General features: G+C 40.2%; 7 protein-coding genes. All 7 read left to right on the top strand.

Annotation, left to right across the window (positions count from 1 at the left end):
- Positions 1-307: 307 nt before the first annotated feature.
- Positions 308-3,301 carry a SusC/RagA family TonB-linked outer membrane protein gene (locus tag BMW53_RS19775; RefSeq protein WP_038556866.1) on the top strand — a complete coding sequence of 998 codons (2,994 nt, stop codon included), beginning with the start codon at positions 308-310 and terminating at the stop codon, positions 3,299-3,301.
- A 12-nt stretch (positions 3,302-3,313) separates the two neighbouring features.
- Positions 3,314-4,936 (top strand): RagB/SusD family nutrient uptake outer membrane protein, encoded by a 1,623-nt coding sequence (locus tag BMW53_RS19770; protein WP_051567672.1) that lies wholly within the window; start codon positions 3,314-3,316, stop codon positions 4,934-4,936.
- A gap of 210 nt (positions 4,937-5,146) precedes the next feature.
- A complete protein-coding gene (locus BMW53_RS19765; protein WP_038556863.1) occupies positions 5,147-7,495 on the top strand; it encodes a GH92 family glycosyl hydrolase in 2,349 nt (782 codons plus the stop codon).
- Positions 7,496-7,951, top strand: a complete 456-nt coding sequence (locus BMW53_RS19760; RefSeq protein ID WP_038556858.1) for an alpha-N-acetylglucosaminidase TIM-barrel domain-containing protein — start codon at positions 7,496-7,498, stop codon at positions 7,949-7,951. It abuts the gene before it with no gap.
- Entirely contained in the window at positions 7,941-9,083 is a 1,143-nt protein-coding gene (locus BMW53_RS19755; protein WP_038556855.1) for an acyltransferase family protein, read from the top strand. The genes BMW53_RS19760 and BMW53_RS19755 overlap by 11 nt, the downstream gene beginning before the upstream one ends.
- Positions 9,084-9,208: 125 nt before the next feature.
- On the top strand, positions 9,209-13,231 hold the full coding sequence (locus tag BMW53_RS19750) for a hybrid sensor histidine kinase/response regulator transcription factor (protein ID WP_038556851.1): 4,023 nt from the start codon (positions 9,209-9,211) through the stop codon (positions 13,229-13,231).
- A 16-nt stretch (positions 13,232-13,247) separates the two neighbouring features.
- A partial coding sequence (locus BMW53_RS21175; RefSeq protein WP_217643011.1) for a hypothetical protein occupies positions 13,248-13,466 on the top strand: 219 nt, incomplete at its 3' end.

The raw sequence follows: 13,466 nt of genomic DNA, 5'->3' as shown, positions 1-13,466 counted from the left end.
TCTACAAGCTAAACCGGAGGTATTTTGGAGAAAAACTCTTTGACAGGCTGGTTATTGCTGGAATTACTGGACTATGACTAAATACGGATATTCAAAATTCCTTTTTCTGCTTTGGAAAGAGGAAATTAAAACCATCCAGAGATTGTATGAAAAATAAAAGTGGATGAATGTCAGGCTTCTACAATGTTTTTAATGTGGCGTTTTCCATGTTCTGAATCATCTGTCTATGTATTTGAATAATTTATCCATATCGAAAAAACCGGGACAATTTAGTTTTGAGCAAGAACTGAATCTTAAATAAGAATCTATGAAAAAAATCGAATTTAAATTATTGGTGTTTGCCATATTGCTTGGCATATCTTTTAGCACCATTGGACAAACACCCCAAATTACCGGTGTTGTGTTTGATGAAAACGACAACACAATACCCGGTGTTTCAATCGTTGAAAAAGGTACAACAAATGGTACAGTTACCGATATGGACGGAAAGTTCATAATTGGAGTTGAGGGAAGCTCAAAGACTTTGGTCTTTTCGTTTGTTGGTTATAAAAAGCAGGAAATTGTATTGAGCGATCAGACGAATTACAAGGTACACCTGGTTACTTCCAACATTAAATTGGATGAAGTTGTTGCCATTGGTTACGGAAAACTGACACGTAAAGATGTTACAAGTTCAATTACAACCGTTAATGCCAAAGATTTAAATGTGGGTGTTTATACCGATCCTTCGCAGTTGTTACAAGGTAAAGTTCCCGGATTAACAATTACTCAAACTTCCGATCCGAATGGTAAATCTTCGATTACCTTACGCGGAGCTTCTACATTACGAACAGGCGAAGCACAGGAACCCTACTATGTAATTGACGGGATACCCGGAATGTCACTTTCGCTTATAGCTCCCGAGGATATCGAAAGTATTGATGTTTTACGTGATGCTTCTGCAACTGCCATTTACGGTTCGAAAGCGGCCAACGGTGTTATTATCGTTACCACAAAAAAAGGCAGTAAAAACGGGCAAACCAATGTAAGCTACAGCAGTTATGTTGCTGTTGACAATGTGCTTAAAAACCTTGATATGATGACCGCAAGCGAACTTAGCGCCTATGCTGCATCCAATAACGTATCGCTTCCAAACAACGAGGGAGCCAGCACCGATTGGCAGAAGGAGGTTCAGCGTACTGGTTTTAGTCATAACCACAATATATCGATTAATGGTGGCGACCAGAAAACAAGCTACAATGCCAGCATTAATTACATGAACAAACAGGGGGTAATCAGAAAAACGGATATCGACCGGTTAATCGCAAGGTCGTTTCTGCAAACCACAACTCTTGATGATCGTTTAACCCTGTCGTTGGGATTTAACGGAAGTATTACCAACAACTACAATGTTTCAATGGGCGATCAGGGAACAAGCGTGCTTGATGCCATGAATTACTATTCGCCATTGGTTCCGACACGAAACGAAAATGGAAGTTGGTACCAAAGTTCCGGCATCTCTCAAAACTATAACCCGCTGTCGATACTGTATGAAGACCAATACAATACTGAGAGTAAACGATTACAGGGTGTTACCAAAGCTTCTCTTAAAATTATAGATGGGCTGGTGTATAACCTGGGGCTTTCCTATCAGAACGAGCAATATATCCATAGTAATTATAATACTTCTGCTTCGCAAATATTCGAATCTCAGAATGGGCAGGCAAGTCGCACTGCAGTAGAAAACAAGAAAAAGGTAATGGAAACCTACCTTAACTACGACAAGGTTTTTAAAGATACGCACAAACTCGGCCTTATGGCAGGTTATTCGTGGGAACAAAACGATAACAACGATGGATTTGGCCTTACTGTATATAACTTTTACAATGATGCATTAAAGTATTACAACCTGGGGTATGCCAATAATATGGACATTTCCGGAATTAATAGTGGCTATACTCTTTCTACGTTGCGAATGATTTCTTTTTATGGCCGTGTAAATTACAGCTACAACAGTAAATATTTATTTCAAGCCACATTACGCCGCGACGGAAGTTCTGCATTTGGTAAAAACAACCGCTGGGCTACCTTTCCTTCTGCATCTCTTTCGTGGCGCTTAAACGAAGAGGATTTCATCAAAAACATGAACGTATTTGATGATTTAAAATTTCGTATCGGTTACGGAGTTAGTGGTAACTCATTAGGTTTTGATGCCTTTACTGCCATTCAAACATACGGTGCTTCAGGCTGGTTCACTTATACCGATGCGAATGGTAATACCTCTCAGTACCGAACGCTGGCTGCCACAAGCAACGCAAATCCTGATTTAAAATGGGAGCGTACAGGAATGTTAAACGTTGGTATTGATTTCGGATTTTTCAAGAACCGGTTAACGGGTACCCTTGAGTACTATGATAAGCAGACAAAAGACCTTATATACAGCTATGCAGTATCTACTAACCGCTATCCATTTGGAAGTATGCTTGCTAACGTTGGAGATATCAGTAACAAGGGTATCGAGTTATCAGTAAACGTAATTCCTGTTCAAACCAAAAATATGAAATGGGAAACCTCTCTGAATCTTTCTCATAATAAAAATGAAGTAAAAAGTCTCTCTAACCAAACATACTCTGTTGATTATATCAATGCCGGTAACCCAAATATTGGTGGCTATTCTACGGCCAATGTTCAACGCATTATGGAAGGCGAAGCCATTGGAACTTTCTATACCTGGGAGTGGGCCGGATACAACGAAAACGGCGTATCGCAGTTTTATGTGCACGATCCGGAAACCGGTGAACGCACTGGCGAGTTTACCACAAGTCCTCAGGAAACAGACCGTACCAAAGTTGGTTCGGCCCAACCAAAAGTAATTTACGGATGGAACAATACCCTAAGCTATAAAAAATGGTCTCTTAACGCTTTCTTCCAGGGAGTGACGGGTAATAAAATCATGAATTCAACCCGTGCACAATACAACTACATCGCCTTGGTTTCAACCGGTAAGAATGTCTTGAGCGAGGTGGCTGCCAATCAGAAATATACAGATGTAAACGCTCAGACTCCATCAGACCGTTACCTCGAAAATGGTAGCTATTTGCGTCTTTCAACATTGTCGTTAAGTTACGATTTTGGAAAAGTAGGCAACTATCTGAATGGCTTAAGGGTTTATGCAACATGCAACAACTTATTTACCCTAACCAATTACAAAGGGCTTGATCCTGAGGTTTCGTTAGGCGGTCTTACTCCAGGTATTGACAGCCGCGAAACATATTATCCGCGTACCCGCACTTTTATGCTCGGACTTAATATCAACTTTTAATAGTAAAATCGTATGAAAAAAATAAATATAAAAATCTTTATATCAGCTGCATTAATAGCTTTAGCTACCAGTAGTTGTGTTGATTTGGATGTAGATGTAAAATCAAAATATACGTCATATCCTGATTCTGAAATTGCAATTGAAGCTAAAACCTCTGATGTTTACTATGCTTTTCGCGGAGCCTTAGGCCGTCGGTACAGCGAAGCCATGTCCTTCTCTTCCGACGAGTGTATGGGCGTAAGTTACGATGGAGACTACTACGATTCAGGAAACTATGCACATCCCAGTTTGCATAACTTTATGGCAGATGATGCCTGCATGGGATACTGGCCCGAGCTATCAAGCGGAATCACCAAGTGTAACCAGGTTATTGTAGATCTTGGAGGTGAAGAAGAGGTAGTTACAGCTCCGGCAAGGGCAGTGCGCGCTTTCTATCATTTTATTTTAATGGACAGCTACGGAGACGTGCCGATTCTGGATCATATGCTGGACGCCGACGAGGCTTTGGAACGTAGTCCGCGTGCCGATGTTGCGGAATGGATTGAATCGGAACTAATAGCCATACGCGATAACATGACAACAGCTGTAGATGCTTCAACTTATGGAAAACCTACCCGTTGGATGGTGAATGCTCTTCTTGCCAAGTTATATATCAACTGGAATGTTTACACACAAGATGTAACCAGTTCAAGCTGGTCGGCAACAGCTGCAAACGAAAAATTAAATGATTGTGTATCGGTATGCGACGATATTATACAATCGGGTATTTTCAACCTTAGTGATGACTATCTGGAAAAATTCTACCCAACCAATGGTGTTCAAATCAAAGATTTCATTTATGCAATGCCCTATACCGCTTCTAACAATGACGGTTTGACTTATGGACGGTTCCGTACCTGGCGAAAAGGCGATTCTGATGGAGATGGTGGTGCCGGTCTTTATGGCATTAAACTTGCAAAATCTGCTGCCGGTAACTTTGCTGTTAACCCGGAATTTGCAGATCTGTTCAATCTTGAAGGCGACCGTCGTAACGATGCTATTTTCAAAGGTGCACTATACCAATACGATCCTTCTACTTACGAGGTAACATCTATTCCTTTTATGTACAAGGGCGAGCAGGTTGTACTTACCAAAGATATTACACTTAAAGTAGAAGATGAGAATTTGAATGTAGGTAATGATGCCGCAGGTTGGTCACAAGGGTACCGTTTTAACAAGTTTATGATGGATCCTACTGATTATGGTTTATATGGCCGTAACCAGGACAATGATGTACCCATTTTCCGTTATGCCGATATCCTGCTTACAAAATGTGAAGCTATTTTGCGTGGTGCTACCCCTACAAACGGCGATACACCTATGAGTTTGTTTAATCAGATACGCTCCTATGTAAATGCACCTGTTATCAGTGCAGAGCCTTCATTAGATGAGTTACTAGATGAACGAGGCCGTGAATTTTTTGATGAAAACTGGCGACGCAACGACTTGATTCGTTTCGGACGATTCGAGGATGATTGGGGGTACAAAAACATTATTAATCCCAGTGCAAAAACAGATTATACCAAACGTATATTCCCGGTTCCAACAGGTGTTCTGAACGAGAATACTAACTGGATGCAGAATTCAGGATATTAATCAAATTTCCAAAAATAAAAAAGAGGATGTTCCCAAACCATCCCTCTTTTTTATTATTTACTTTTTCATTCATCTTTTACAGGCTGTTTTGTTTGTGAAAACAAAATAAACGGGGACAGTAGAAAATTATAAGCTTCAGGTAATATATAATTGCCTGCTTAGTAAAACCGGAAAGCTAAAATCCGTTGAAACGGTCATTAAAAACCTACAATGTATTTCAATAAAATTTATAGAAATATAGTTGGAAGCTTACTCGTGCTGATAAGCGCCGCTTCATGTAAAAACAGCGAAACAGGGCTGCCTGTTAACAACCAGTTTACCAGCAAAGTGTATCCTTTGCTTGATACCGAAAACTCCAGGTGGTTTTTCTTTTCATCGGCGTGTCGCCCTTTTGGCATGGTAAACCTAAGCCCCGATACTGAAATTGAAGGAGCCTGGGGAAGTGGCTATCGCTATCAAACCGATACCGTTAAAGGATTCAGCCATATTCACGCCTGGCAAATGTCGGGTTTGTCGGTTATGGCGGTCACAATATACCCCGAAAACGATAAAAAAATATTTTCCGACTTTTATTCTCCATTCAACCACGAAACCGAAAAGATAACACCCGGGTATCATTATCTCGAATTAAACCGCTACGGTATATCGGCCGAACTAAGCAGCACAAAACGGGTGGGCTTTCATAAATATAATTACCCAAAAGGAAACACAAGCAACGCCATACTTTTCAACCTGAACACCTTGTTGGGGCCATGTAAAAATAGTAATGGCAAGTTAAAACATGACACAAAAAATGAGCTGTCGGGAAGTTTTGTAATGACACCAACCAACCGTCGCCCCAAACCGGTAACAGTCTATTTCAAAATAAAATTAAACGTCCCGGTACAATCAATAAAACAAGATAGTATTACAAAAAACTACCTTGTTAACTTAGGTGATTCTGTTGACGAGGTACTTATGAAAGCTGGTATTTCGTACACATCGGTTGAGAACGCAGAGGTCAACATTCAGGAAGAATTGCCCGATTGGAATTTTAATTCCTGTGTTGCCCGGGCAAACGAAGAGTGGAATTCAATGCTGGGCCGGATTCAGGTAGAAGGCGGAACCGAAAAAGAACAGCGGCGCTTTTACACCGACCTGTGGCACGCTTTACAGGGCCGTAGAATAATAAGTGATGTAAACGGTGCCTACCCCGACAACACAAAAGAACATTTCAGAATTGGCCAGATACCGCTGGATGAAAACGGCAAACCCGGGTTTAACCACTACAATTCCGATTCGTTTTGGGGCGCCCAGTGGACAATAAACACCTTGTGGGGCTTGGTTTATCCCGAAATTATGGACGATTTTGTACACTCGCTCATGCAGTATTACAAAGATGGCGGCCTGATACCCCGTGGCCCATCGGGAGGCAACTACACCTATGTTATGACCGGCGCTTCTTCCACTCCCTTTATTGTTAGCGCCATTCAAAAAGGCATTGTAACCGATAGTCTGGAAAATATTTACAATGCGCTAAAAAGGAACCACATGCCTAACGGCATAATGGGTAAAGCTGGCTACGAGCACCGGACAAACACTGGCGGAGGTTTAGCTTATTATATAAAAAATGGTTACGTTCCGTATCCGCTGCCCGAAGGAGATAATTTTGGCGCCCACCAGGAAGGCGCCGGGCAAACACTCGAATATGCCTACCAGGACTGGGCCCTCGCGCAATTGGCAAAAAAGCTCAATAAACCCAACGACTACGGTTATTTTCTAAACCGCTCGGAAAACTATAAGCATGTTTATAATAAGCAATCCGGATGGATGACGCCAAAAGATATCAATGGTAACTGGCCTGAAAACTACGATGTTTATTCGTATGAAAATGGATTTGTAGAATCAAATGCTGCACAATCAACCTGGTTTGTACCACACAACATTGATGGCCTGGCCAGATTAATGGGGGGAAAAGCTGCTGCTACCGACAAATTAAACGCACAGTTTGAAAGCGCTGAAAAATCGGGATTTACTTCCGGAAAATCACACGAAGCTGAATTGCACCCCGAATACCGGCGAATACCTGTTAATTACGGGAATCAACCATCAATACAAACAGCCTTTGTTTTTAACCAGCTTAACCGGCCCGATTTAACACAACACTGGGCTCGAAAAGTAGCCAGTGGTGTATTCTCCGATTTATCAACAAAACGTGGATACAACGGCGACGAAGACCAGGGATTAATGGGAAGCTTAGCCGTGTTAATGAAAATAGGCCTGTTTCAAATGAACGGCGGAACCGAAGAAAACCCGGAGTACCAGATTGGAAGCCCGGTGTTTGATAAAATTACCATTCAGCTGAATGAAGATTATTACCCGGGCAAAACATTCGAAATAAACTGTATAAACAACAGTGCATACAATGTTTTTGTAAACGAAGTTACGCTTAATAATTCACCAATAAAACAGTATAAAATAACACACCAGGATATTATAAACGGGGGAAGTATCCAATTAAAAATGTCGGACAAAAGTCCGGCGGCTATTTCCGAACAGCAAAAACAAATCAACAAGTAAATGTATATTCTAAAACTATTGGGCATATCACTATTTCTGCAATCAGGCAATTTTGGTTTTGCACAGAACAAAAATGAGAATACGTTTGCCGTTGAGCGTTTTGGTGCTAATGCCGATGGGCACGCTTTAAATACTGCGGCCATTCAGGCGGCTATAAACACTGTCAGCCAGCAGGGAGGCGGCACAAGCGTTTTTTCAAAAGGAATATTTTTAACCGGCAGCATCGAATTAAAAAGCAATGTTACCCTAGATTTGGCGTCGGAGATTAAGCCTGTATGGAAACGTACCGAAGCATTTTGGGGCAAACAATGTGTTTGGAAAATGCTCCACAACTTCGGCGCAAACAGAAGCGTGTTTGGCTGTAGCGAAAATGGAGCTGCACAGCCTACCCAAGCGCTAAACAACACAAGTCTGCAACAAATAAACGGAATTGAAATTACTAGTTATGGGAAATAACATTCAACAAAAATCCGAGCGCTTTCTCTCGCTTGATGTTTTCAGAGGTATAACCATTGCTCTGATGATTGTAGTTAACACGCCGGGAACAGGTGCACACCTTTACCCCTACCTGGTTCATGCAAAGTGGTTTGGCTTTACACTGGCCGATTTGGTGTTTCCATCTTTCCTGTTTGCCATGGGAAATGCCATGAGTTTTTCGATGTTAAAAATGAAGAATATGCCGGCGGGGAGGGTCTGGGCAAAAATCATAAAACGTACCGTTATTATCTTTCTTTTGGGTTACCTAATGTACTGGTTTCCGTTTTTTAAATTTGGCACCGACGGGCATTTTATGTGGAAACCCATTGCCGAAACCCGTATTATGGGTGTTTTACAGCGAATAGCCTTGTGTTATTTCTTTGCCTCGCTTATTTTATATTACCTCTCGGAAAAAGTGGCAGTAATTATTTCCGGCATTATCCTGCTGGCCTATTGGGGTATTTTGTATGTTTTTGGAGAGCCGGGGTCATGGCTCGACATGGCAAGCAACGCAGGATCAAAGTTCGATTTGGCTGTTTTAGGACAGGGCCATATTTATAAAAAAGACAGTATTCCTTTCGATCCGGAAGGTTTACTCAGCACCTTGCCCGCCATCGTAAATGTACTGTATGGATATATGGCCGGTATTTTTATTCAGAAAAAAGGAAAATCATTCGAAGGTATCGCTAAACTTTTAATGCTGGCTTTTGGAATGATTGCGCTGGCACATTGGTGGAACCTGGTTTTTCCTCTGTCGAAAAAACTATGGACAAGCTCTTTTGTGCTTTACACCGTTGGCTGGGATTTGGCAATAATGGCCGTTCTGGTTTATACAATCGAATTACGAAAGCAGAAATATGGCGTGCAGTTTTTCAATATTTTTGGGAAAAACCCGCTGTTTATCTACTTATTTTCAGAGCTGTTTTATATTACACTCCGTATGATTCCTGTGAACGAATATCAGGATGCTTTTGAATGGGTAAGTGAACAGGTCTTTCAGCAAATTTTTCCCGGGCCTTTTGGTGCGTTTATTACAGCCATTGCTTACGTTATGCTATGCTGGGCATTGGGATGGTGGTTAAATAGAAAACGTATTTATATAAAAATTTAGTTTCAGTACGATTTTTGAAAGGGTAGAGTTACCGGTGTTCCGGCATTGTGTAGAAACTGAAAAACAGCGAAATAAATAGTTTATATTTATTGCCTGCAAAAAAACAATCAAATTAGTTTAAAAAAATGAGCACCAGGTATGTATTGATATTTTGTTTGCTAATTAGCACAACGGTGTTCGGGCAAGGAATAAAATTCGAACATTATTCCGATGAACAGGGACTTTCGCATAACTCGGTCAGGCATATCACACAAGACAATACCGGATTGTTGTGGCTCGGCACTTTTGACGGGTTGAACAGTTTCGATGGTAACAATTTTACGGTTTACCAAAGCAAATCGAAAACGCGGACTAGCATAAACAACGACGACATTACCGCACTGGCTTTTAACCGCACAACCGACCAAATGTGGATAGGTACAAGAAATGGGCTCACGCTTCATAACTTAAAAACATCGCAGTTTAAAACCTTTTTACCCGATGATAACAACCCGCAAAGTTTGCCCGACCCTGAAATACGGGCTTTGTACATCGATAAATTCAACCGGGTTTGGGTGGGTACAAAAGACCAGGGGCTATACATTTTTGATGTAACAAGCAACGATTTTACAAAAGTTGAAATAAATGGTTTTAACTACATCAAATCAATATACGAAGACACAGATGGTTCGATCTGGATTGGAAGCAACGGCAGAGGCGGTATTGCTAAAATAACGCTGAATAGTGCCGGAACTGTGGTAACAATAAAAAGTTACAAACTGCTTGTTCCCAACTCGGAAGAAATAAACCCATACGTTTATTTCGTTTTTCAGGACAATAAATCGGATATTTTTGTGGGGTCACGAGAAGGCCTGTATAAACTCGATAAAACAGAAGATACTTTTAAGTTGCTTCCGATGGTCAATGCCACCGTTCGGAATTTGCTAGGCCCCTATTTTATTAGTGTAGCACAGGCTCCAAACGGAAAATATTGGGTAGGAACACTTGGTGGGCTGCTGGTTTGCGATCATTTGGAAGACATTAGTACCGGAAATTATGAGTGGTATTATTCGGTACTGTCCGATCAATCGGCACTGGTAGATAATTCCGTTTCGGCTTTGTATTTTGATCATTCGGGGGTATTATGGATAGGCACCGAGAACGGACTGGACAAATACGATGCATACAAAAACCAGTTTAAAAGCATAAAAGATATTTCACTTTTTATCAACGATAAAGTACCCAGAATAAGTGGCTTGGCTCAAACTTATGACAATAAGCTAATTGTTTCAACACACGATAATGGCCTGTTTTTAGGAGAGAACAACAAATTTTCGGTGCTTTCAACCCAGTTCAAAAAAATAGCCAGCATTTATACATATGATGGAAAAACATTTTACTGTGGACTTTGGAATGGCGATATTCTGGTACTCGACTACATTACCCGATCTTTTACCTCGCTTGATTTAGGCTTTGGCGAAACACCAACTTTTGCTTTTTCCCGGGTGGCAAACGGCGATTTATTTATTGGGTCGCACGGCAATGGTGCCGTTTTGCTTAATCCCGAAAAAATGACCTACACCCCGCTTCTTCCTGATTATTTCTACGATATTTCTACAAACCAGGCAATTTGTGATACGGCAAATAACCTTTGGCTGGCCACCGAAACGAGCGTTATATGCTTTAATCCCGAAACAAATAAGGTTAAAACATACTCCAACTACCTGCGATTACCCGAAGATTCTACGGCTATGTTTGCAAAAGATATCGGTATTGACAACAATGGAAATATTTGGGTAACAACAACAGAAGGGCTGGTTTATTATGCCCCTCTGGAAGATAAATTTATGCTGGTTGCCACGCCTGGCGAACTTCGCGAAGACTGGATTACCGATATTCGGTTTGCTAAAAACGGAGAAATGTGGTTGAATTTTAATAACAACAAAATTGGAAGTTATAACCCGTTTACAAAAGAATTAAATGTTTACCATATAAATAATGGAAACCGTCTCGATATTTTTAGTAACAGGGGATTCCTGCTTCTTAATGACTCTGTTGTGTATGTGCCCGGAAAAGAAGGAATTATATACTTTTCCACCACTATCGCAAACGATAATTCAGTTTCGGAACCACCATTTATTACCGAGGTTAAAGTTCAGAACAAAAAAGTTTTACCAGGCGATATTATTAACGGACAGGTAATTCTTAGCGAGGATATTAACTACGCCAAAGAAATGACGTTAAAATATGCCAACAGCAACTTTTCACTTTCATTTTCGTCGCCATCGTATATTAATGTCAGGCTAAACAAATACCAGTACATGCTCGAAGGCTTCGACGAGGATTGGATTACCAGCGATAACAATTCACGCAATATTCAATATACCAATTTATACCCGGGTACTTATATTTTTAAGGTTAAAGTGCAAAATAGCAGTGGTTTCTGGAGCGATGCATCAGCTTATACAATACATATTGATCCTCCATTTTGGCTTACTTATAAAAGCATCGTTTTGTTCATCCTTCTTATTTCGTTAATTCTGTACATTGTGCATACACAAATAAGAAAAAGTATGTTGCTAAAGCAGGAATTGGTGCTAGAAAAAGTAAAACACGAAAAAGACGAAAAGCTAAACGACGAAAAGCTTCATTTTTTTACCAATATTTCGCACGAATTACGTACGCCAATTTCTTTAATTCTTGGCCCTGCGAAACAACTTATGGAAAAAGGCAATATTACTGATTACCAAAAAAGCCGTGTGGAGTTGATTCTAAATAATTCAGGCAGACTATTACACCTGGTTAACCAATTGCTCGATTTCAGAAAAGCACAAACCGGAGAGTTAAAACTAAAAGTCTCGGATACCGATATTTTACAGCTAACTAAAAATGCATTCAATTCGTTTAAAAGTTTTGCATCAGAAAAAAATATTAATTTCAATTTAACCACTGAACACGATCAGATTTTAGGCTGGATTGATCGCGATAAATACGATAAGGTGCTATACAACCTTCTATCGAATGCCATAAAATTCACGCCTAAATATGGCCATGTTGATTTGTATGTGGGGATGATAAACGATGGATCAAAACAATTACATGTTGAAGTTAGCGACAACGGTATCGGTATTCCTCCCGAAAGTGTAGATAAAATTTTTAAACGTTTTTACCAGGCCGAGAACAGTAAAACGGAAAATACCGGGTCGGGAATTGGTTTGTCGTTGGTGGAGTCGCTGCTTAAAATACATAAGGCAGCTATAAATGTACAAAGCGAGCAGGGAAAGGGTAGTGTGTTTACTGTTAAAATCCCCATTGAAAGAAAAAGCTATGACGAGCACGAAATATTTGATGTAAATACAGCATCATACGAAGACGAAACTCAGCCGAAATTGCCTCCCAAACAGGTAGTTCAGTCAACTGCGTTAAAAGAAAAAATACTGGTGATTGAAGACAACATCGAATTAAGGAAATTTATTGTTGATTATTTATCGGATACCTACAAGGTTTATGAAGCTGAAGACGGACTTAAAGGCCTGTTGCTTTGCAGGCAAAAAAAACCAATGCTTTGTATTTCTGATATTAAAATGCCTGTTAAAAATGGTTTTGAGTTTTGTATGGAATTAAAAAAGGACGATCTTATCAGTCACATCCCAGTAATTCTGCTCACCGCATTATCCGATAACGAAAACCAAATTAAAGGCTACAAACTGGGTGCCGACGGCTATGTTGCCAAACCCTTCGACCCGGTGTTGTTAAAAATCCAGATTCAGAATATAATTAAGTCGAGGCTCGATTTAAAAGCCAAATTTTCGGGAGAAGTTGAAACTAAAATAAACATTTTATCGCACTCTCAGGTTGACGAAGTGTTTATCAACAAGCTAAGCTGCCTTATTGAAGAAAATATGCACAAGCCCGACCTGAATATCGATTTCCTTTGTAAAGAAATGGGAATAAGTTCATCTAAATTATACCGTAAAATCAAGGAATTAACCAACCTTTCGCCCAACGAATTTGTACGAACTTTACGGCTAAAGAAATCGGCTCAATTGTTAAAAAGTAAAGAGTACAATGTTTCTGAAGTGTCGGATATTGTTGGTTTTAACGACCCGCTTTACTTTAGCCGCTGTTTTAAAAAACAGTTTGGTTTTTCGCCAAGTACTTTGTTGTAGATACTCCGCTGAGGGAATGAGTCGTTTAAACCGAATTCTTTTCAAAAAAGTTGCTCTTATCTCTGCTTTGAAGGTTATTCGCCTGCTGACGATTTGTAATGAAGAGCTACAAATTGTGATATGCCCGGCTAAAAAACGAAAAGAGGCTGTCCAAAAAGTAAAATTGGACAGCCTTTGTTTTTATTGTCCCTTTAAGATTTGTATCTTAAAGGTGGATATGACAATAAGATCAAAC

This window comes from Draconibacterium orientale (assembly GCF_900111425.1).
Taxonomy (GTDB): domain Bacteria; phylum Bacteroidota; class Bacteroidia; order Bacteroidales; family Prolixibacteraceae; genus Draconibacterium; species Draconibacterium orientale.
This window is presented reverse-complemented; position numbering and strand designations above follow the sequence as displayed.